Raw genomic sequence first — 23307 nt, forward strand, 5'->3', positions numbered from 1 at the left:
ATTGTCAGGTTGAGCGGAGTCGAAACCCTTTTTCCTCAATCAGTCTCCCTATAGAAATTCTTTCTTAATCAAACTTTTGCATAGGGGATTGGTGTTGGGTATTTTCGGACACAACATATGGAATTCAAACTTACCTCAGATTATCAACCTACAGGCGATCAGCCGAAAGCTATAGAACAGCTGACCGCAGGTGTGAATAATGGCGATCAGGCGCAGGTTTTGCTAGGTGTGACAGGTTCAGGCAAAACGTTTACTGTAGCCAATCTGATTCAGCAGACGCAGAAGCCAACCCTGGTCCTAAGTCATAACAAGACCTTAGCGGCTCAGCTATATGGAGAGTTCAAGCAGTTTTTCCCTGAAAATGCCGTCGAATACTTTATTTCTTACTACGATTATTATCAGCCGGAAGCATTTATCCCTACTTCGGGGACTTATATAGAGAAGGATCTTTCGATCAACGAGGAGATTGAGAAACTTCGGTTGAGTGCTTCTTCGGCATTACTGACAGGACGTAGAGATGTGATCGTGGTGGCATCTGTATCCTGTATTTATGGTATAGGAAATCCCGATGAGTTCGGAAAAAATGTCATAAGACTTCAGGAAGGAGATAGAATTCCAAGGAATCAGTTTCTTTTCAAGCTCGTAGATATTTTATATAGCAGAACCCAGCATGAGCTGACACGGGGAACTTTTCGGGTGAAAGGAGATACAGTGGATATCTTTGTAGCTTATGCGGATTGGGGATACAGGATTTTCTTCTGGGGAGATGAGATCGAGGCGATTCAGCGTTTTGATCCGGCTACAGGCAAAAAACTAAATGACGAAAAGATCATCTCGATATTTCCTGCCAATTTATTTGTAACAGGTAAGGATACATTGCAAACTGCCATTCATGAAATACAACATGACATGGTGGATCAGGTAAATTTCTTTGAAAGAGAAGGTCGTTTCGCTGAGGCAAAACGGCTTCAGGAACGAACAGAATTCGATCTGGAAATGATGCGTGAACTGGGCTACTGTTCTGGGGTGGAGAATTACTCAAGGTATTTTGACAGAAGAGCCCCCGGAGCGAGACCATTCTGCCTGATAGATTATTTTCCGGATGATTTTCTGTTAGTTGTAGATGAAAGCCATGTGACTTTACCGCAGGTACGTGCCATGTGGGGCGGTGATAGATCCAGAAAAGTCAACTTGGTGGATTTTGGTTTTAGACTTCCTTCAGCATTGGATAATCGGCCTTTGAAGTTCGAGGAATTTCAAGAACTAACCAATCAGGTGATCTACGTATCTGCTACTCCGGCGGATTATGAATTGTCGTTGACAGAAGGAGTGGTGGTAGAGCAAATCATACGCCCAACGGGGCTTTTGGATCCGACCATTGAAGTGAGACCAAGTCAAAATCAGATTGATGATCTGCTGGAGGAAATAGACCAGACAATTAAAGCTGGGGCGAGAACACTGGTGACTACATTGACAAAACGGATGGCTGAAGAACTTCAGAAATTCCTTGAAAGGGCAGGCGTGAAGTCCCGGTATATACACTCCGAGGTGAAGACTCTGGATCGGGTGGAGATCTTGCGTGAATTACGTCTGGGGATCTTTGATGTACTAGTGGGGGTGAATTTGCTGAGAGAAGGATTGGATCTACCGGAAGTCTCTCTGGTGGCAATTCTTGATGCTGACAAGGAAGGTTTCTTGAGAAATGAACGTAGCCTGGTGCAGACTATCGGACGTGCAGCCCGTAATTCTGAAGGACGGGTGATTATGTATGCGGATAAAATCACCCATTCTATGCAATTGGCGATTGATGAGACGAAAAGAAGGCGGGCAATACAGATTGAATACAATACCGAACATGGTATCACGCCTACTACGGTAGTGAAATCCCATGATAAAATCATGGGCCAGACCAAGGTGGCGGATTCAAAGAAAAACGCAAAGTTCTATGCCGAACCTATGCCAGGCGAAGAAAGAATGGTAGCAGACCCTGTGGTGCAATACTTAAGTAAGGATAAGCTGGAGAAGCTGATTCAGCAAACACAGAAGCTGATGGAGAAAGCCGCAAAGGAACTAAATTTCATGGAAGCTGCACGCCTTCGGGACGAATGGCAATCCCAAAAATCCAGATTGGAACAATTGAATCGGGGAGTAAGCAAGTAGGGAGCTTTACCGCATAGGCTGCCAGAGATATGCAAAGTGCGCTATTGAGTTTGTGTTACTGGTCCGGATGTATAAAGTGGACGGTTTATATATTTATTTCTTCTTCCTCTGATCATTACTAGAGAGGCTAGTTGCTCCTTTTACTAACATTCCCAATCTTAAACCGTTCATTCATCATCATTTCTACTGAAAATTTACAAAAATGACGCTGCAGGATGTGAGGGTACTCGCTGCCAGAGGTGAGGGGCTGAGAATCGAATTTAAGAAGAAAGCGGCTTTTCCCGAGAAAATTGTCCGTGAACTGATTGCCTTCGCCAATACCTCGGGAGGAGATCTGCTGATAGGAGTGGAGGATGATGGGACTGTGAGCGGTCAGCGCTACATAGAAGAGGAGATTTTTGTGATGGAAAAGGCCATTAAGGAGCTTGTTTTTCCAAGGTTGGAATACGAGTTGTATTCACTGAAATTAAATGAGAAGAAGGGTGTGGCAATCTTCACGGTTCCGGTAAGTGCCCAGCGTCCACATTATCTTAAAGAGAAAGACAGAAAGCAGGCTTTCATCCGTGTGGCGGACCGCTCTGTGAAGGCGAGTAGGGAGGTATGGGAGATTTTGAGGAGAGGAAAAACTCCCAGAGATATGGTTTTTACTTATGGGAGAAATGAAGAAATCCTAATGAAGGCTCTTGACGAGTCCGATAAAATCACACTCAATGAATTTGCTAAGTTGGCCAATCTGTCAAGATTTATGGCATCCAAAACATTGGTCCGGTTGGTTCTGGCCAATGTGCTTCAGATTCACCCTCAGGAATCTGCCGATTATTTTACGCTGAAAGATTCGGGAGTTTAATTCCTGTCCTTTCCATAAATCCCACATTCCCCTGTAACCCGCCGGAATGGATCATCAGGATTTTTGAGTTTTCGGAGAAATAATCCTTTTGGATCAAGTCCCAGGTTCCAAATGCCATTTTACCTGTGTAAACCGGATCCAGCACTATTCCAAAAGCCTCATAAAACCATCGGATGAAATCGATTAATTCTTGGGTGTATTTGGCGTAGCCTCTAAAGTGGTAATTGGTAAAAATCTCATACGATCCTTGGCTGACCAGACGGTATTCACCAATCAGATCAGAGATTTCCGTACGTATAAATTCACCTTTTAGAGAAGAGAAACCAAGCAGCTTTTGGTTACTGGACAGTGAAGAATATAGCCCTGAAAAAGTACCTCCTGTACCGATTGATGAGCAGATGTGGGAGAATTGACGATCTTCCAAACCTAGAATCGTTTGGGTTCCTTTTATGGCCAGTTCATTGGTTCCTCCTTCAGGAATCAGGTAGAAATCTCCGAATTTTTCTTTCAGACCCGCTATAAATGCAGGTTCTGCTTTATTTCTGTAGGCAGTTCTGTCAATAAAGTGTAGGTGCATGCCAAGCCTTTCGGCGTGCACCAGCGTGGCATTGAGAGGTTCTGTCCGTTCTCCCCGTATAATGCCGATGGCTTGAAGGTTTTCAGCTTTCGCAGCTTCTGAGGTGGCGAAGATATGATTTGAAAATGCCCCTCCGAAGGTCAGAATCTTGGTTTTTCTTTCTTTTTTAGCTTGCTCCAGATTGTATTTAAGCTTGAAGAATTTGTTTCCGGAAATGTCTGGGTGCACCAAATCCAAACGCTTAATGGCCAGTTTAATTCCTTTTTCTACAAGGATAGGATGGTTAATGAATTGGATTGGGACTGGATTTGGAAGAAGCATTTGTGGCACTTTTTTACAGAAGTGCTAAAGTTAAGCTTGATAAGCTTATTTTTGCAGCATGAGCATGCAAGCAGACGAAGATTTTGATGAGGAAGAGTTAGAACTTTATGAACATTACAAATTTGTAATTGACAAAGGACAGACTCCAACTAGGATTGATAAATTCTTGACAGACAAAATAGCCTTTGCCACCCGAAATAAAATCCAACAGGCCATAGATGCAGGTGCGATCCAGGTAAATGGGGAGTCAATCAAAGGTAGCTACAAAGTAAAGCCGCTGGATGACATCCGTGTGCTGATGGGTAAGCCGCCACGTGATACAGAGGTGGTTCCCGAAGATATTCCGCTGGATATAGTCTATGAAGATGAGCATCTGTTAGTGGTGAATAAACCTGCGGGAATGGTAGTCCATCCTGCTCATGGCAACTGGACGGGTACTTTGGTGAACGCTTTGGTGTTTTATTTTCAGAATCTCCCGGAGATGAAAGGTAATGAAGGGAGGCCTGGATTGGTGCACCGCATCGATAAGGATACTTCGGGGCTGCTTGTGATAGCCAAATCTGAAGAGACCATGACCCATTTGGCATCGCAATTTTTCCGCCATACGATAGAGCGGACTTATTTGGCACTGGTGTGGGGAGAGATGGAAGAGGATGAAGGTACAGTGGTCGGAAATGTAGGCAGGAGTGCCAAAAACAGAAAGATAATGGACGTATTTCCGGACGGAAGTCAGGGTAAACATGCGGTGACCCATTGGAAAGTATTGGATAGGCTGCGCTATGTGTCGCTGATTCAATGCAATCTGGAAACCGGGCGAACACATCAAATCCGGGCCCACATGAAGTATTTGGGGCATCCGCTTTTCAACGATGCAACCTATGGTGGGGATAAAATACGGAAGGGGACTCAGTTTTCTAAGTATAAGACCTTTGTCCACAATGCGTTTAATCTTTTGCCAAGACAGGCATTACATGCAAAGTCTTTGGGTTTCATACATCCTGTGACCAAGGAAAAACTATATTTTGAAGCTCCGCTTCCGGAAGATTTTCAGACGGTTTTGGACAAATGGGAAAATTATGTACACTTCGAATAGGGTGTTGATATTGCTGATTGAGTAATTTTAGGACTAAAAGAATGCGTTTTTCGTAATAAAAAGACCATTTCAAGGCTGTTTTCGCAATATTTGGGTCTTCCATTGAAAAATAGTCAATATTTGGTACAATACTAAACTCATTTTTAACGATACGGTATATTTCAAACGATTTCATTAAAAAAACTGTAAAAATTCAGTTTTATTTTTGAATTATTTTTAATAAACAAACCGACCTGCTATATTTGAATCATACAAAGAGAGCAAACAAACGGTAAGCACTCAAAATACATTGAAATTACACTACACTGTAGGATGTTGAAATTGGCAGACAAGCCCTCCTGTCTCGGGGGTGGAGGTCATAGGATAAAGCATTTAGCGAGCTCGTAAATTTGCCTAACTACTCCGTGGAGGTTCGAATCCTTCTCCTACAGCAGGTTATTTTGGGTTTATTGTTAATTGACTAAAACCATGAAATTTTGTTTCATGGTTTTTTTTATGCCCTTTTTAAATTTGGTTTCTTTTTTAATTTGGAACTTCGAGACTTTTTCCCAATAAGATTTTGTATAAATGTACACTGGCTATATTAATGAATTAGTAATTATGATATTGAATTGGGTCTGAAAATTAGTATAATGATATTTTTATTGACTAATTGATATAAATACTGTAAAAAAAATAATTAAATGTTATTATAATTTTAATAAACGATTGGTATTTCTAATTTTGACCCAGCAAAATTTATATCTGTCGGGATTTGCTTCCTTCGGTATTTATGAAACCTTGCTTTCTCAGACCTATTGAACCTTTGTGTTTCTATACTAGCTAGCTAGAGTGAGGCATCAGCTTGCCGGCAAAAGGCCGGTAGTATTAAGTATCATTGTAGGATGTTGAAACTGGCAGACAAGCCCTCCTGTCTCGGGGGTGGGGATCCTGCCCCGATAACTATCGGGGTCGGAAGGATAAAGCGTAATTCTACCGGACTATTGCCTAACTGCCCCGTGGAGGTTCGAATCCTTCTCCTACAGCATAGAAAAAGCAGCACATTAGTGCTGCTTTTTTCGTTTACATTTGTCGTTAAATGCCTATTTTAGACAAAAACCAACTGAATGACAGAAGAACACAAAGAGAAGCATTCCAGGCATCCTCTGAGAAAGAAGGTTCTGAGATGGTTCATGTTTATTTTTCTGGCCATACTTTTTCTGGAATTCGTAGTCTACTTTGGTTCCAATCTGATGCTCTCCAACTGGGCAAGAAGAAAAATCAATGAAGCGGCAAAAGATGTTTATGTAGTTGACTTCAATAGAGTTAGATTGTCCTTGATACGCCGTGGAGTATTCATGGATGGTATTGTGATGAAACCTAAAGGGGAACGAAAGCCTGACCAAAATCAGGCGTTGTTTGACCTGACTTTAGATCAACTGGCTCTCAAAAACCTATGGTATGACTTTTCAGAGAGAGTTTTATATGTAGGCAGATTGGAGTTTGACAATCCAAATATCAGCATGGATTTGCCCCCTAACGTAAATTCAGAGAGGGCAAATGAAAGATATAGTAAAAGCTCTCCGATAAAAGCACTTGAGGATGAAGTTAAAAAGCTGGTTGACAAAACAAATTTCACGGGTGTTTTTATCAGTGAGATGGAGATTGATCATGCCGATTTGTTCTTTTTGAATTTTTTAAGTCATAATTCTCTCAACGCGGAAAATACCAGGCTGTTAATAAAGGACATCAACTGGGCAACGAAGGATGAATGGACGACTCCGTTCAATGCCAAAGGGTTTGAGTTTGATCTTGAGAATGTGAATTTTCCCCTCCCCGATGGTGTGCATTCCATCCGCTCTGAGAAGGTATATATAAGTTCCTTGGATAATGTGATTGATATAAATGGGTTTAACCTCAATTCGGATAAATCCATAGAAAGTAAGGCTTATTATGATGTTTACCTGAGTGAGTTGCGGGTTGGGAATGTCGATCTGAATGAAGCGTTTAGGACTTCGGATGTCAGAATTGATGAGATTATCCTAAACGATCCGGAATTTAGGGTACAGAATAATGATTCCTCTGAAAAAGACAGTACAGCCACAGGAGATCTAAATGAACTGATTGAAGGGATTCTTAAGTCATTTACAGTAAAGGAGTTGTCTGTGAATAATGGGAAATTCATCACACATAGCGTGACAGATACGCTCAAAAACCGAATTGATATCAACAAGCTTGATTTCAAGATGATCAATTTTTATTTAGGGGAAGATAAATCCAAAAAGAAGGATCAGTTTTTCTATGGACAGGATGCTGCTATGGATATTGAAAAGGCTGACTTGTATCTGTCTGATAATGTCCATGTGATCTATGGAGACAGGGTGAGCGTATCGTCTTTCAAAGATGAAATTGTCATTGAGAATGTGCGTATGGAGCCCCGGGAAGACGCTTTGGATATTACGCAGGCAGATCATATTATGCGTATCTCCCTGCCTAAAATGGTGCTGTCAAATACCAATTTGAAGCGGTTGTACAACGAGGGGGTTTTTACTATTGAAGAGATGGTGGTTCAATCCCCGAGAGTGGAGATCACAGAGCTCAGTCAGCGTGATGAAAATCTAAATGGCGTACCTGTAAAGGAGCTTCTGGAAGGTTATATGAATGAGGTTGCCATTGGGAAAATGGACCTTAAAGATGGGGAAGTGCAGATCAAGAATGAAAAGGGAGTGAGAAGCGATGACATAGGTTTTGAGAAATTCAGCCTATTACTTGAGAAAGTCTTTTTGCAACCCAATTCGAGCAACGATATGAGAAACCAGTTCCTTGCGGAGGAAATGGTGCTTAGTTTGGATAAGTACAGGTTGAAATTACGGGATAATCTCCACGAGTTTCTGGCCGATAAAGTCTTGATAGATTCCAAGCGTTCCCTAGTGGTGGTTAATAATTTCACCCTAAGGCCTGAGAAGCCGGACTCAATACAGGTAATTCTTGATTCTTATGGGAAGTCTGTGATTATGGATATATCCATCCCTGAGTTTCGTGTGGAGGGAATTGATTTGATGTCTGCATATTTGAATGAAAAGTTGATGGTAAATCAAATTTTGATACCATCCCCTGTGGCAAATTTCACAAGATTTAGAAAGAAGAGCACAGGTGTAGCCGGGATACAGGTAGAATCATCCGGTGAAGTTCAAGACTTGCTTACATCCTATTTTTCTACAATACAGATTGACTCTATAAGCTTTAGCGATGGTCAGGTACAGTACAAAAATTTCGCAGGCAAGAAGGATATTTCCCTAAGTGAGGATAGCTTATCATTAAATTTGAAAGGCTTTTATCTGGAGAAAGGATTGGCTAAGAGCCCCGGGAGGACGTTTTTCGCGGATGAGATCGATCTGATCCTTAGAAAATACGATTTCAACGTGGCTGGCGGGAACTATGAGGTGGATACAGATGGGCTCCGGTTTAATTCCAAGTCTAAAACGATTGAGATAGATAACCTTACATTAAGACCCAGTCCTTCAATCAAAAGCAAGATCGCGTTGTCGCTGAATCTTCCCAGCTTATCTCTAAAGGGTGTGGATATAGAATTATTCTTATTTGAAAATCAGTTGCAATTAGATATGCTTGCCGTTGATGGAAGTGATATTAAATTGGAGATTAATAAGGATTATCAAAAAGAAGTCGTGGAAGAGAATGCCGGGCAAGGAGAGGCTAAAACCCTTCCAAAATCTATTGAGTTGGTTTCCATCAGAGCAATAGAAGCTAAAAACTCGAAATTGAGTCTGAATTACAGGGTAGGGAGAGATGATTTTGAATCTATTCAGACTGATTTTGACCTGGGGATAACAGGCTTGAATTTAGATTCTGCAGCAAATGCTCAAAAGGACATCGCTAGTTTATTTGACAAGATCAATCTAACGCTGAAGGATTTCTCATACACACTGCCTGATAGTATCCATACCATAAGGTTCTCTGATCTATATGTGGATAATACGGCAGATGAAACTATATTTTCTAACTTTGAAATAGTCCCGAGCACTACATCGGGTAATCCGGGAGCTCCTATTTTTTCGGCAAGAATCGATGAATTGGGCGTGAGAAATAATACCATTCGGGAGATTCAATCCACGGGCGTGATTGACTTTACGCAGCTTAGACTGATGAATCCCAAAATCGATATTTACCTCGATACGGTAAGCAAATCGCGGAATTCAAAACTAAAGGCAGATTCGTCAAGCACTAAGAATGGCGGATTGATAGAATCTATTCTACTGCAGGATGTGCAGATCAGCAAGGGTAACATTGTCCTGCACAATAAAGAAACCGGCCCGATCCCAAGAATGGCATTCAGCAATGTTAGTGTTGGATTGGAGGATCTGAATCTGGATTTGATGAAAAAAAGTATTGGGGTAAGCCCACGGCTTCTTTTGGAAAGGGACTTGAGTCTATCGCTTACCAATTATCATATCTACACCAAAGACAGCCTTGGCAGATTAAGTATCGGAAAAATCAGATATCTGGATAATGCACTTATTTTGGATAGCGTGTATTACCGCCCTGTACTGGGGCGGTACGAGTCTTCGCGTACAAAAGGTTATCAAGACGATGTGTTGGATGCTTTTGTGGCTAGGATTAAACTGGAGGAAATAGACTTCGAAGCGTATTTTGGCAATAAGAACCTGAAGGCTCATGCACTAAGGCTTGAAGGTTTGAACTTGGATGTTTTCAGGGATAAGAGAATTCCGCTTAAAAAAGGAGTAGTCAAACCCATGCCTCAATATTTGATGGAGAATTCCCCATTTGATATGGAACTGGACTCGGTAGTAGTGAGTAATGGTATTATTCGATATCAAGAGTTTGGACCCAAGTCCTTGCTGCCTGGGTCTATTCGATTTGAAGATCTGAATGCTTTTATAGCTCCTTTTATGATGCGAAAAAGCAAGGATGAATTTCCGTTGAAATCTAGTTTATTGTATGCTACAGCTCAATTGATGGGAGATGGGGATGTTACGTTAGCAGCCGACATGCAGTTTGGATACCCTTATCCGATGGATGTGGACGTGGAGCTGGGAAAATTCGATCTGACCAAGTTGAACAGTATACTGACAAGGGGTTCCTTTATAAGGATTCTCGATGGGAAAGTAACCGATGGTAAATGGGGTTTCAAAATGGATGATGACGCAGCAGTGGGTAAAATGAACTTTCGGTATGAGAATTTGAAAATAGAATTTGTGGATTCACTGACCCTTCAACGGGGCAGGGGAAAGCTTGGAGTGATGACTTTCTTGGCAAATATTATAACTAAGAAAAGCAACCCACGCAAGTTGTTTAATCGAAGGGTGGTATCTCAGGTTTATTTTGAGCGGGATAAGTCCAAATTTATTTTTGGAGGATGGTGGAGAGCTACTTTTAGCGGATTAAGAGGAGCTGTAGGACTTGGCCAACCGGCGGTGCCTAAGAAGGAAGACGAAGAAGAATAATATGAAATATGTATATCCCCAATGATACCAGTAGCCGTATTTTCCTTGCCTTACTGGCAGGAAGACCCCTGCCAGTATGTTGAGGGCGGGCATGACGGGTGATCCGCCACAGCGAGGCAGCCTCAATGCTAGAGTTTACCAAATCCTATATTGCTTTTATTTCCTTAATGGCAGAAAACAGGATATATAGAATTGAAATATAAAAAACCGAATTTGTTAAGATCTGGCTTGGATTTTTGCTAAAAACGAAAAAAGCCCTTGATCTAAAAAGTCAAGGGCTTCCTTATAAATGAAATGGAGGGTTATCCATTCATGCTGATTAAGAACTCGGCATTGTCACGCGTTCCTTTCATTCGCTGCAGTAAGAATTCCATAGACTCTTGAGAGTTCATGTCACTCATCAGCTTACGAAGGATCCACACACGCTGCATTTCTTCTTTGTCCATGAGAAGATCCTCACGACGGGTGCCTGAGTTAAGTACATCGATGGATGGGTAGATTCTTCTATTGGCAAGCTTACGGTCCAGGGCAAGTTCCATATTGCCTGTTCCTTTGAATTCTTCAAAGATCACCTCATCCATTTTGGAGCCTGTCTCCACCAATGCAGTAGCAATGATAGTCAGTGAACCACCGTTCTCTACGTTTCGTGCTGCTCCGAAGAAACGCTTCGGCTTGTGGAGCGCATTGGCATCCACACCACCGGAAAGGATTTTTCCCGAGCTTGGTACTACTGTATTATGTGCTCTGGCAAGTCTGGTAATGGAATCCAACAGGATAACCACATCATGGCCTACTTCTACCATACGCTTGGCTTTTTCCAATACGATATTTGATACTTTTACATGCCTGTCAGCTGTCTCGTCAAATGTGGAGGAGATCACCTCTGCATTTACTGATCGAGCCATATCGGTCACTTCCTCAGGCCGCTCATCGATCAGCAAGATCATTAAGTGGACTTCGGGATGATTTTTTGTAATAGCATTTGCGATCTGCTGTAGCAAAACAGTTTTTCCTGTTTTGGGTTGGGCTACGATCATGCCTCTTTGTCCTTTTCCGATAGGAGCAAATAGATCCACTACCCGTGTGGAGAATTTATCACCGGTGGTAGATAAGTTTAATCTTTCTTCCGGGAAAAGGGGAGTCAGGTATTCAAAGGGAACACGGTCTCTGATCTCATCCGTGGTCTTGCCGTTTACAGTGGCGATTTTCAGGAGGGCAAAGTATTTCTCACCTTCTTTTGGTGGGCGGATTGATCCTTTGATATGGTCGCCGGTTTTCAAACCAAAAAGTTTTACCTGGCTTGGCGATACGTAGATATCGTCAGGGGAAGCAAGGTAGTTGTAATCCAATGAACGAAGGAATCCGTAGCCTTCCTGCATCATTTCCAAAACGCCCTCATTGTCTATCACTCCATCAAATTCCCTAGGATTCACTCCCGGGCGTCTGCGGTTTGAATGAGGCACTGTTTCGGCTGTAGGAGCCATTACTTCATCGGGCGATTTGAAATTTCTTCTTTTCGGAAGTTCGATTTCCTGTTCAGACTTAACTTGTGCAGGTTTAGTGATAGGTGCGGATTTTCCTTCTTTGACTTCCGGTGATGCCGTAGTTTCTACTTCTTCCACAGCTTTACGCCTAGGTCTAAAAGTTTTTGGTTCTTCAGTGTTTGACTCAGGCTGAGGGAGTGGTTTTCTTTCCGGGCGTTCCGGCTGCGCTTCTTTTTTAGCTTTCCAGTCAGACTTAGTGTCACTGTTCTTAGGTTCCGGTGCGTTTTTCTGCTCTTGGGATGGCGTTTCCTCTGACTTTGGAATTGCCGTTACGTTTTGTCTTTTGAACTTCGGCTTGTATTCCGGTTCTTCGGAGGGTTTGGGTGCAGCTGCAGCAGCGGGCTTTGGTCCTTCTGCAGGTATTTCAGGTGCTTTAGCTGGCTCTACGGCGGTCGAAGGCTTCTTTTTGGGTAAAGCTTGCTCCGGGGTGATGGCTTGTTGGTCAAGGATAGCATAGACGAGTTCGTCTTTCTTTAGAGATTTGCGGTTTTTGACACCTAGCTCCTCAGCGATTTCCTTCAGTTCAGATAGTAATCTGACTCTGAGTTCTTCTATGTTGTACATAAAGAGGGGATGAAATAAATAAAATGTAGTAAATGCGGTATTTGAGATCGTGGATGATTTTCTGAGCAAAAAAGATCTGCAGGAAATACTCAAGCCAAAAGTGGGCTGGCTTGTTCATTCACGGTGATGTCACAATATTAACTTATGAGTTTGTATTTAGCAAGTAATTATTTGGGATTAACCTTTATTTCAGTGATATAGTTGAGATTAGCTGTTTAATTGTCTCAAAATCTCCAAAGACTTCCAGTTTCCGGGATTATCCAAGTGCTGACTATAGAAGTCAAGCAGGTGATCTAAAAGCTTCTGACGGAGTGATTTGCTTATTCTGGTTTCATTGGAAAAAGAGTCATTCATCAGTGCTGTTAAATAAATTTCAGCTTGGGTTAGCTCAGAGTGAGAAAATGGTTGTGACCGGCTTTCTGACAAAAATCCAAGAGCTTCTTCCGGTGCAAAGCCCAAAAATTTTGCTTTTTCGATAAGGAAAATCAACGGAAACTGTCCCAAGCGAGCATCCTTGCTATCCAATCTTATGACGCATTCTCTGAGAAAATCAAAAAGTAATTCATTCTGATAATTTTCATAGATAGACTTACTGATCACTTCGGTAAGAAAAAGCGCAATTCCTGTCCTACTAAAATCAAACGGTATCAACTGGTTCGCTCTATGCAGCCGGGCCTCGGAGATTCGCTGCAAACCACCACTGTCTTTGTCGTAGACTACCAGTTCCAATAGGGTGAGCGGTTGGTACAAAGCTATTTTTGATTTGCTGCCCTGAGATCTTACACCGTTCACCAAGTAGGACTTAAGTCCGAGTTCCCGCGTAAATATCTTCACGATAATACTCGTTTCTTTATATCTAATGGAGCTGAGAACTATCCCTTGGGTCTTTTTGAGCATCCTTTCATCTTTCCCGCAGATTTACGTAGAAAAGTGCGCAAATCTCTGCGGATTCTAAGTAATACAATCCTATAATTTATCCAGTTTGTGAAGTCTTATTCAAATGGGCTTCTGGAGACATCTACTTGGCCAAAGCGTACACGGCCTGTTAACAGAGAACACGACTCTAAGTTGGTCTGTTTTTCTTAGATTCCCACATCGGACATTTCACATCCGACTACTTTTTATCTTCATAAAAACACCTTCTACATCTCGCCTCATAGCTTTCCTTTTCTCCCAGAACCACTTTCTCCTTAGCATCGGATAGTCGAAATGAGAATGCTGCCAATCCCCCGCATTTCATGCAAATGGCATTTACCTTGGTGACATATTCTGCTATGGCCATAAGTTTTGGCATGGGCTCAAAGGGATTGCCTTCAAAATCCATGTCAAGTCCGGCAAGGATTACACGCTTACCCTGATTGGCAAGTTTTTGAGCTACCGGTACAATCTGTTCATCAAAAAACTGCACTTCATCTATCCCCACTACATCACAATCCCCGCTCAGTAACAAGATGTCGTTGGCGAAATTTACCGGTGTGGAGCGGATGGAGTTGTCATTGTGAGAAACCACATCATTCTCATCGTAACGCTTATCGATTGCAGGTTTGAATATTTCGACCTTTTGCTTTGCAATACGGGCACGGTTCAGACGACGGATCAACTCTTCAGTTTTACCGGAAAACATGGATCCACAAATCACTTCGATCTGACCTTTGTTCCCTGAAGATTTCAGCTTTCCAATGGAAGGTTCTATAAACATGACTGATGCTATTCGCTATACTTTATATGTGGAAACTTATTGAATTCGCCCACCCTGACGACAATCTCACCTGTGCGGAGTTCCGCCTGACAAGCCAACCTTTCTCCAACCTTCAACCGGCCTTGATGTAGAAAATCAAGCTCAGACTTGGTAGGAGGGGAGAGATGCTCTTCACCGGATTTTAGGATGATTTTACAAGTAGTACATCTGCCCTTTTTCCCGCAGGCATGCATCCAATCTATACCGTTTTCATGAATAATTTCGATAACTTTACGATGAAAGCTAATGGAATCGATCCTCAGATTAAATAGATTCTCTATAACGATTTGAGGCATTTGTTCGTTGACTTTTGTAAACACCACTCTTCAATGACAACTCAAATTAACAGCAATTATTTAGAAAAATACGCCGAAGACTATGCCGCAATTGTCTGTGGGCAATTTTTCTCCACCAAACAATACATGACTGGGCAGGATATCGTACAGTTGACCAATAGTACCCAGGTGAATTTTTTTATTATCAAAAGACTGTTTGAACTGTGGCAAGAAGAGCTGGCGAAGCTCAAAAGCAGCCCATATTTTGATTACAGGGACATTACGGTGCATGAGGCGTTGACTGAGTTTATGAACGTGCTTTCCAGAAGAATCAAAATTGAAAAAGAGCAATTGCAGCCGCTACTGTCTACAGCTGTGCAACAGGCTGTTCAGCTTGCGACTGATCCGGTTACCTTTTACCAAAATGAGATTTCTAAAGCTCCGGTGGGGCAAATCAACGAATTTCTGAAGGAAAACAAGAAGTACTACAAATGGCATGACCAAGTGGTTTCATTCCTAATAGATAAGGCTGGGTTTGGGCATGATAAGAGTGCATATCTGCGTGCAGTGGCCGCCAATTATCAGGTGATAAAGGAGTCTTTGGAATCGGTGAATTTACTGCTGGCTACATTTGGAGACGTAAAGCCATTTGACCTGGATGCCTATTTGGTTCAGGAATCCATAGATCCCCCCGCTGCCCCGACTTCTGGGCTAAGTAAAGAAGAAGAATCTAAAAGTTCCTTTTTCGATCAGGTAGAAATAGAGACCTCAGACATTAAGCATGTAGAACCTGGGCGGATGAAGATAGAGGAACCTGAGGCGATTAGGCCAGTTCAGGCCACCTATACTAACGGGACTGTGGGGACACTAGACCCTTATAATTTGAGAGCTAAATTTGAAACCCTCTCTTATAAAGGAATGAAAGGGATCATGGGCGAGCTGGCAGAAAGTCTTGCCATCAATCAGCGCTTTATGTTTACCAAAGTGCTTTTTGACGGAAATGCTGATTTGCTCAAGCATGCGCTTAAATCAATAGATAAGTGTAACTCATTTGATGAGGCTATAGGCTTGGTAAATTCGCGTTATGCTTCGGAGCTGCGATGGGAATCAGATGCGGAACCCGTGCAGGAATTTCTCTTGCTGGTTTATAGAAAATTCGAAGTGTAATATCATGCTATCGGGGAATTGCAAAGAGCTGATTTCTAGCTCTTTTTTCTTTTTAAACAATCAAATCTCCTTAATTTATAGGAATTGCTTAATTGACAGATTATCTTGTTTTTACATGTCGATAATTTTGAATAAGCATTTTTCACCCAATGCGTAAGAAACTTCAAGACCTGAAAGACTTGCCCCCGTTGGACCCGGGTATAGATGCAGTGGATAATTACTGGTATCTGATTATGTATTTGCGTGATTTGATCAAAGCTTCTGAGATCAAAGCCGGCTTAGTGTTGTCTTTTTATGGGTTATTGATGAATGTCTTTTTTCAGTTTTATGAGCATCTGATAGCGTTGGCTTCTTCAGATGTTCTCACATACGGATTCATGGGAGCTTGGTTTGTATTCACTGTGGTTTCTATTTATTATAGTTTCAGATGCTTTATGCCGCAGATTGAGACCAATTATGACAAGAGCGTTTTCTTTTTTGGGAACATTATTTCCTCCTATGGCCCGATTAAAGATTATGTGAAAGAGCTGGAAAAAGTAAACACCAGCAGGCGGCCGCTCTTTGATCAGTTAGGGGAGCAAGTTTATATCAACGCCAAGATCACGGCAGCAAAGTTCAGAAATGTCAACCTTTCCGTTCGATATTTATCGTTTAACATTGCTCTGATGTTTGTCTTTATCCTGTATTATGCCATAAAGACAGCTTTTTAGCAATTAGCCCTGTTTCGTCCATGAAAGGATATCGCACGCTTCGTAATCAAGTTCTCTCCAATCTTGAGGCTAATCTACCCAAGGAATTGACGTACCATGCGCTTGACCATACTCTGGATGTATTGAATGTGTGTAATCAGTACATCAGGCGGGAAAAGCTTCCGGAGAAAGAGCGGTACTTGCTTAGAGTCGGAGCGATTGTTCACGATATGGGTTTTCTCAAAGGCTCGGAGAATCATGAAGAAGTGGGGGCGGGTATGGCAGAGACTATTTTGAAGGATCTGGGAGTGAATCAGAAAGATATAGAGATTGTAAAGGGGTTGGTGATGGCCACCAGAATTCCCCAAAAACCGCAAACCCATCTTCAACGGATCATTTGTGACGCTGATTTGGATTACTTGGGCAGGGATGATTATCCCCAAACCAGCCGGAAGTTGTTCGAGGAATTAAAAAATATGAATGCGATCTCTACCGACTTGGAATGGAGGGATCTCCAGATTAATTTCTTGAAGACACATCATTTTCATACGCCGTTTGCAATCAGATATAGGGAGCCACAGAAGCAAATTTGGCTAAATAAACTGCTGGATTCTTAACCCATTCTACCCAACTGAAGCGCTCTGGCACTGTCCATTTTGATGAAGATAAAGAGCAAAATGGTAAATGACCACAGCGAAGAACCTCCATAACTTAAGAAAGGCAACGGAATCCCTACCACAGGGAATAGACCAATGGTCATGGCGATATTGATCATGAAGTGGAATGTCAGGATTGAAATCACGCCGTAACCATATATTCTATTGAATCTATTCTTTTGGCGCTCAGCCATAAAAACCAATCTGGTAAGCAAAGCTACAAACAGTGAAATTACTACTAGGCTGCCTAGCCAGCCAAATTCTTCACCTAAAGTACAAAAGATGAAATCGGTATGTTGCTCTGGGACAAAGTCAAACTTGGTCTGGGTGCCCTGCAAATAACCTTTTCCTGTAAGTCCCCCTGAACCAATCGCTATTTTCGACTGAGTGACATTCCAGCCGACGCCAAGCGGATCAAGGTCAGGGTTGAACAGCACCATAACTCTGTTTTGCTGATGCTGGGGGAGCTTGGATACTACATAATCAAGGCTGTAGGTGAATGCTATCAACCCTATACCTATCAGACTGAATGCGATAATCTGCTGAGGGGTCTTTTTTCCCAGCAGAATTAGGATGATGACTATCACCACAATCGCTCCTGCCAGATAAAGATTGTTTTCTATCCCCAAAGCGAGCAAAACCAATGCGATTAAACCGATACCAAGCACATAATATTTTTGCGGAAGACCTTCACGATAGAACATGATCAAAAAGGAGAAATACACCATTGCAGTACCTGTATCCGGCTGAAGAATGATAAATACTATCGGCAATAAGAGCACACCGAATGCCTGTAGTTGATATTGGGTTTTGGAGAGATCAAAGGTTGGTCTTTCCATAAACTTGGCCAATGCCAATGCGGTTGCAAATTTGGCAAACTCCCCAGGTTGGATACGAAAAGAGCCAATGCCAATCGAGAGTATCTGCCCATTTACTTCTTTTCCCAGAAAAGGAGTGAGTAGCAACAATACCAGCATTACCAGATATAGGGGGATAGCCAGATTTTCGAAGAGCCGGTAATCCGCAGCCATGATTACGATGATAATCGCGATTGCTGTTCCTATCCATACCAGTTGGACTCCGGAATTGATGGAGGTATCGAAGATGCTTTTATCTACTTGTCCGTCGTAGACTGCGGCATAGATATTAAACCAACCTACCATTACCAATGCGAAATAGATCATAACGGTGACCCAATCCACCCGATTTATGTTGATATCCTTTTCGCGCATTAATAAATGAAATTTCCTGTCATGACGTATTGCTCAAGTTCAGGCCGGGAGATACTGTCCTTTAGATATTTTTCTATCATCAGAGAAGCTGTACTTGCTGCGGCTCTGCCTCCCCATCCTGCATTTTCCACATAGACGGCTATCGCTATTTGAGGATTTTCTTTTGGGGCAAAAGCAATAAACACGGAGTGATCTTCTCCATGGGGATTTTGTGCAGTTCCGGTTTTTCCTGCGATTTGAATATCCTTCATAAGTGCACGCTGGGCTGTGCCAAACAAAGCCTGTACCATAGCGTCCTGTACCATGTCAAAATGGTGCGCATCCACACCTACTTCATGCTTGGTCAGGTATTCTTGGGGAATTTGATTCTTGTCTCCGTCAATTGATCTTATCAAGTGGGGAGTATAGTAAAAACCTTTATTGGCAAAAATTGCAGCCAAATTAGCCATTTGAAGCGGTGTGACCAATAATTCTCCCTGCCCTATTGACAAAGAGTAGATGGTGGAGTATTTCCAGCGGCCATTGCCATAATAATGATCATAATAGGCACTGTTTGGCACCAAACCTTTCTTTTCATTTGGCATATCTACTCCTAGCGGGGAGCCAAGCCCAAATTTTAACACCTGCTCTCTCCAGGCGTTAAGCCCAATTTCCGTATCCTTGAAGGTATTGCTAGATACTTCCTGATTGATAATCTGACGGAAAGCCTGGTGATAGTACGGATTACAGGAGTTTCGGATTGCACCAAATAGATTGACGGGTGAAGGGTGATTATGGCATGCAACCAAAGACCTGTTGCAGGCAAAGGTAGTCTCAGGGGTCAAAATACCTTCTTGAAGGCCTATTAGGCTTTGGACAATTTTAAAGATAGAGCCTGGGGGATAAGTAGCCATGATAGGGCGATTGAACAAAGGCTTTGTTTCCAACTTATTTAGAGCAGTATAGCTTTTGCCAAAATCAGATCCTGTCAGGCTGTTTGGGTCATAAAAAGGAGCGGAGATCATGGATAGAATTTCCCCGGTTTTTGGTTCAATGGCTACTACTGATCCTGTTTTTCCCATCATTAGCTTTTCCCCATATTTCTGTAGTTCCAGATCTATGGAAGAGTTGATATTGCGCCCTGCTATAGATGCGGTGTCATATTCCCCTTCTTTGAAAGGACCTTTGTCAACCCCACGCACGTTGACCATCTTATATTTTACCCCTTTGGTACCGCGGAGCTGATCCTCATAGAAGCGTTCCATTCCACTCAGCCCCACATAGTCTCCCTGTGTGTAATATTTAGAACTGTCGCGTTCCAGTTGTCTGCCACTGATCTCGCCTATGTAGCCGAGAGCATGGGAAGCTACCGGCTCGGGATAGGAACGTACTGACCGGGTAGTAATGAAGAGTCCCGGGTAATCGATCAGAAAATCCTGGATTCTGGCAAAATCATTGGTAGAAATCTGCTTGATGAAAGTAGAAGGCTTTACGTAAGAGTATTTTCGGGCAGCTTGATAGGATTCGATCAAATGCTCTTTGGTAATCCCAAAAAGTTCCAAGAAACGGGTAGTATCTCCCACTTGAAACTCTTTAGGCACGATCATCAAATCAAAAATGGGATTGTTGTATACGAGTAGTTTTCCCTTGCGGTCATATACCAGTCCTCGATAGGGGTGATCCACCACTCGTTGAATGGCGTTCCGCTCAGCTCTTTTTGTGAAGCTGTCGTCCATCACTTGTATCATAAATAGCTTGGTCAATAGAACCAAACCTACCAAGAATACAAAGATGATTATTACTACGGGCCTTTGGTCGTTCATCAGATTCCTCTCCTACGTTTGAAGAACAGTAGTTGTACAATTATAGCCAAAATGACTGTAAATATGGAAGAGAAAAGACTTTTGTTTAGTACGCCATATAATCCTCCGGTACCCCATTGATCGGCAATGAAAAACGTCAATGAAAAGGCAAAAACCAAAGGCAATGAATAGCTTATATACCAGCCAATTCCCATTTCCGGGAGGGTAGGGTTATTCGCATCATCATACCCGCCATTTGGGCTGATGGCTTTGAGCCAGTAAGTTCTCAAAAACGCCATAAGCGTCGCGGCCGCTGCGTGGAGTCCAAGTGTGTCATAAAATACATCTATAAGCAATCCTAACCCAAAGCTGATCAGGATGAGGGGAAAGCTCCGCATGTTTATGGGGAAACTCAGAATACCCAGTAAATAAATGAAACAGAAAGCCACACCAAAAAGCGCAAGGTTTTTCAGCAGTAAAACCTGTACCAAAAACAGACAAGTCACTAAGAAGACATAAGTGATCAGGTTTCTAAAATTCATTTTCTATTTCGGATTGCTTGTAAAGAGAATCAAGCTCAGCCAATTGAGTGTTTTCTACCAGGTATACGTAATGAGCCTTGCTGAAATCCGTGCTTAGGTTTATTACAATGTCCAAATAGTTTGGATCTTCACCTTGATCTATGCTCTCGATGAAGCCTACAAGGATCCCCTCCGGGAAAACCGCACTGTATCCAGTGGTGATGACTGTGTCACCGACGTTAGCGGTCACATGGCGGGGCACATAGAGAAGCTTGGTTTTCTTGGAGTCCTTGCCGTCCCACTTGGTTGTGCCGAATGATCCGTTTGTCTTGATTTTGGAAGAAAGGCTCATCTCCGTGTTGAGCAGGGAAATGGCTACCGAGTAATTTTCAGACACGGACTTCACTCTTCCAATAGCTCCCTGTTCGTTGAATACTCCCATTCCAGGTCTTACACCGTCTTTAGCCCCTTTGTTAAGGGTAATGTGGTTTTGGGCAAAACGCAGGGAATTGCTGATAATTCGAGCTCCTTTGAAATTGAACTGTGCCTCAAATGCAGAATCCAATTCGAGAGTAGCACTGTCCGGAATAGCATTCATGGTCTTAAGATGCCCGATTAAATCAGCATTTTCACTAAGGAGCACTTCATTGGCTTCAGCAAGAGTAAAGAAATCCAGAATATCCGAACGGACTTTGAGAATAGAGCCTGTTACTGCATTGGAACTATTGAAGAAAGCTGCACCCTGCGGTGAATTATTGGAGACAATTAACCCTATCGCCAATACTTCAAGTAAAACAAATAAGAGGAAAGACCTTAGACTATAAAGGAATTGAAGGATGCGTAGCATTCTGGGTTTAAGTCATCAATACTGTTCGGAAATTCTGTATGTTTTTCAAGGCAGTGCCTGTTCCTCTCACCACAGCTCTAAGCGGATCTTCTGCAATATGGATTGGGAGTTTAGTCTTTTGATGCAGTCTTTTGTCCAGACCTTTCAGCAATGCTCCACCGCCAGTCAGGTGAATGCCGTTGTCATAGATGTCCGCAGAGAGTTCCGGAGGTGAAATCTCCAATGCTTTCAGTACGGCTTCCTCAATTTTCGAAACCGATTTGTCAAGAGAGAAGGCAATTTCAGAATAAGAGACTTTGATCACCTTAGGAATCCCAGTCATCAAGTCACGGCCTCTGATCTCGTAATCTTCCGGAGGCTCGTCCAGTTCAGTCAGCGCCGATCCGATTGCGATTTTCACCTTTTCGGCAGAACGCTCACCGATCAGCAAGTTGTGCTGACGGCGCATGTAGTCCAAGATGTCTTTGGTGAATGTGTCTCCCGCCACCCTGATAGACTGATCCGCTACTATACCCGATAATGCGATCAGAGCAATCTCTGTAGTACCTCCTCCGATATCCACAATCATGGATCCCATAGGTTTTTCTATATCGATACCGATTCCGATTGCCGCGGCGATTGGTTCGAAAATCATATACACTTCTTTTGCTCCGGCGTGTTCAGCCGAATCACGTACTGCTCTTTTTTCCACTTCAGTAATTCCCGAAGGAATACATATCACCATGCGATGTGATTGGGGGAATAGTCCTTTTTTCTGGCCGGGGATCATTTTGATTAACCCCCTGATCATTTGCTCTGCGGCGTAGAAATCGGCAATCACACCATCTTTCAGTGGACGTATAGTCTTTATGTTTTCGTGTGTTTTCTCATGCATGTTCATCGCTTCACGACCCACTGCCAATACGCGGTTGGTGGTTTTGTCTATTGCGATGATAGAAGGCTCGTCAACTACGATTTTATCTTTATGAATGATCAGAGTATTTGCGGTACCGAGGTCAATTGCAATATCACTAGAGAAAAAGTCAAATAATCCCATTTTTAGGTATTGATTGTATTTATTGGAGTTAGGAGTTTAATATACTATGCTAAGCATTCATATTAAACGGGGGTCGGCAAAATTATTATCTTAATGGGACAAATTTGATAGAATCGGGATATTTTTTGGCAACAAAATCAAATGAATCTCTGGCAGCCTTAGTTTGCCGGGATTATTTCAAAAAAAAACCTAATTATCTCTAGCTCTTGATTTAGCCCTCTCATTGTTTTTACTGCAAAATTATTTTACCTTTGCGTCGTATTCGAAAGTTTCTGGAGGGGACACCATATGGTCCCCTCTTTCATTATGCATACTATGACTGAATTGAAACAAGCTATCGAAGAGATTGTAGAGAAGCATCTTCCGGATGAAAGTCATTTCATTGTAGAGGTGAAAATGTCTGAGAAATCAGGCAAAAAGCTTCTCAACATCCTTTTGGACGCTGATGAAGGGGTGACTATCCAAGCTTGCGCTAAGCTAAGCAGGGCTGTTTCGGAAGAGCTGGAGGCAAAAGATATGATGCCTGAAGCTTATATTCTGGAGGTCTCTTCCCCAGGGCTGGATTTTCCTTTGAGTAGTAGGAGACAATTTCAGAAAAATATCAACAGGGAGCTAAAGATTTCTTTGAACTCGGGTGAAGAAATTCAGGGCAAACTACTTGAAGTGACAGAAACCGGTGTGAAAGTACTGGTGAAAAAGAAAAAGGAAAAAGGCAAAAAAGCCACAGAAGAGGAGGTATCTCTTCCTTTTGAAGAGATGAAGAAATCAATTGTACAAGTATCTTTTAAATAAATAAA

Annotated in this window: 18 protein-coding genes; 8 read left to right on the plus strand and 10 right to left on the minus strand. The window is 42.4% G+C overall.

Going from position 1 to position 23307, the window contains the following annotated elements; genetic code table 11:
- Positions 1–117 precede the first annotated feature (117 nt).
- A complete protein-coding gene (uvrB, locus tag ID165_RS22895) occupies positions 118–2160 on the plus strand; it encodes an excinuclease ABC subunit UvrB (protein WP_192347741.1) in 2043 nt (680 codons plus the stop codon).
- A 202-nt stretch (positions 2161–2362) separates the two neighbouring features.
- Complete coding sequence (locus ID165_RS22900) at positions 2363–3007, plus strand: helix-turn-helix domain-containing protein (RefSeq protein WP_192347742.1); 645 nt, start codon at positions 2363–2365, stop codon at positions 3005–3007.
- Here the strand turns inward: ID165_RS22900 and ID165_RS22905 are convergent.
- Positions 2982–3905 carry a 1-aminocyclopropane-1-carboxylate deaminase/D-cysteine desulfhydrase gene (locus ID165_RS22905; protein WP_192347743.1) on the minus strand — a complete coding sequence of 308 codons (924 nt, stop codon included), beginning with the start codon at positions 3903–3905 and terminating at the stop codon, positions 2982–2984. The two genes, ID165_RS22900 and ID165_RS22905, sit on opposite strands and share 26 nt — an antisense overlap.
- Positions 3906–3963: 58 nt before the next feature.
- Between ID165_RS22905 and ID165_RS22910 the strand changes: the two genes are divergently transcribed.
- Both ID165_RS22910 and ID165_RS22915 read left to right on the plus strand, forming a co-directional pair.
- Positions 3964–4998 carry an RluA family pseudouridine synthase gene (locus ID165_RS22910; protein WP_192347744.1) on the plus strand — a complete coding sequence of 345 codons (1035 nt, stop codon included), beginning with the start codon at positions 3964–3966 and terminating at the stop codon, positions 4996–4998.
- A gap of 1106 nt (positions 4999–6104) precedes the next feature.
- Positions 6105–10460 carry a hypothetical protein gene (locus tag ID165_RS22915; RefSeq protein WP_192347745.1) on the plus strand — a complete coding sequence of 1452 codons (4356 nt, stop codon included), beginning with the start codon at positions 6105–6107 and terminating at the stop codon, positions 10458–10460.
- 302 nt (positions 10461–10762) lie between these two features.
- Here ID165_RS22915 and rho read toward each other — a convergent pair whose 3' ends face one another.
- The 4 genes from rho to ID165_RS22935 form a co-directional block, all read right to left on the minus strand.
- A complete protein-coding gene (gene rho, locus ID165_RS22920) occupies positions 10763–12568 on the minus strand; it encodes a transcription termination factor Rho (RefSeq protein ID WP_192347746.1) in 1806 nt (601 codons plus the stop codon).
- A gap of 207 nt (positions 12569–12775) precedes the next feature.
- A complete protein-coding gene (gene recO, locus ID165_RS22925; protein ID WP_192347747.1) occupies positions 12776–13465 on the minus strand; it encodes a DNA repair protein RecO in 690 nt (229 codons plus the stop codon).
- A 217-nt stretch (positions 13466–13682) separates the two neighbouring features.
- The gene (locus ID165_RS22930; RefSeq protein ID WP_192347748.1) at positions 13683–14267 is read right to left on the minus strand and encodes a thymidine kinase; all 585 of its coding nucleotides are present in this window, start codon (positions 14265–14267) and stop codon (positions 13683–13685) included.
- An 8-nt stretch (positions 14268–14275) separates the two neighbouring features.
- Positions 14276–14602 carry a 2Fe-2S iron-sulfur cluster-binding protein gene (locus tag ID165_RS22935; protein WP_192347749.1) on the minus strand — a complete coding sequence of 109 codons (327 nt, stop codon included), beginning with the start codon at positions 14600–14602 and terminating at the stop codon, positions 14276–14278.
- A gap of 33 nt (positions 14603–14635) precedes the next feature.
- Between ID165_RS22935 and ID165_RS22940 the strand changes: the two genes are divergently transcribed.
- From ID165_RS22940 to ID165_RS22950, 3 genes are all read left to right on the plus strand, one after another.
- Positions 14636–15748: a hypothetical protein gene (locus tag ID165_RS22940; protein ID WP_192347750.1), complete on the plus strand. Its 1113-nt coding sequence runs from the start codon at positions 14636–14638 to the stop codon at positions 15746–15748.
- Positions 15749–15897: 149 nt separating this feature from the next.
- Positions 15898–16458 (plus strand): Pycsar system effector family protein, encoded by a 561-nt coding sequence (locus ID165_RS22945; protein ID WP_192347751.1) that lies wholly within the window; start codon positions 15898–15900, stop codon positions 16456–16458.
- 20 nt (positions 16459–16478) lie between these two features.
- A complete protein-coding gene (locus tag ID165_RS22950) occupies positions 16479–17054 on the plus strand; it encodes an HD domain-containing protein (RefSeq protein WP_192347752.1) in 576 nt (191 codons plus the stop codon).
- Here ID165_RS22950 and rodA read toward each other — a convergent pair.
- From rodA to ID165_RS22975, 5 genes are read right to left on the minus strand one after another with little or no spacing between them, the layout of a single operon-like run.
- Complete coding sequence (gene rodA / locus ID165_RS22955; protein WP_192347753.1) at positions 17051–18325, minus strand: rod shape-determining protein RodA; 1275 nt, start codon at positions 18323–18325, stop codon at positions 17051–17053. The genes ID165_RS22950 and rodA overlap by 4 nt on opposite strands.
- On the minus strand, positions 18325–20127 hold the full coding sequence (mrdA, locus tag ID165_RS22960; protein ID WP_192347754.1) for a penicillin-binding protein 2: 1803 nt from the start codon (positions 20125–20127) through the stop codon (positions 18325–18327). The genes rodA and mrdA overlap by 1 nt, the downstream gene beginning before the upstream one ends.
- Positions 20127–20648, minus strand: a complete 522-nt coding sequence (locus ID165_RS22965) for a rod shape-determining protein MreD (protein WP_192347755.1) — start codon at positions 20646–20648, stop codon at positions 20127–20129. Before ID165_RS22965 ends, mrdA begins: the two co-directional genes overlap by 1 nt.
- Positions 20638–21474, minus strand: coding sequence for a rod shape-determining protein MreC (gene mreC, locus ID165_RS22970; protein WP_192347756.1), 837 nt, complete (start codon positions 21472–21474; stop codon positions 20638–20640). Before mreC ends, ID165_RS22965 begins: the two co-directional genes overlap by 11 nt.
- A 7-nt stretch (positions 21475–21481) precedes the next feature.
- Positions 21482–22510 carry a rod shape-determining protein gene (locus ID165_RS22975; protein ID WP_111318777.1) on the minus strand — a complete coding sequence of 343 codons (1029 nt, stop codon included), beginning with the start codon at positions 22508–22510 and terminating at the stop codon, positions 21482–21484.
- A 315-nt stretch (positions 22511–22825) separates the two neighbouring features.
- Between ID165_RS22975 and rimP the strand changes: the two genes are divergently transcribed.
- Positions 22826–23302, plus strand: a complete 477-nt coding sequence (gene rimP / locus ID165_RS22980; protein WP_192347757.1) for a ribosome maturation factor RimP — start codon at positions 22826–22828, stop codon at positions 23300–23302.
- Positions 23303–23307 lie beyond the last annotated feature (5 nt).

This window comes from Algoriphagus sp. Y33 (assembly GCF_014838715.1).
Classification (GTDB): Bacteria; Bacteroidota; Bacteroidia; order Cytophagales; family Cyclobacteriaceae; genus Algoriphagus.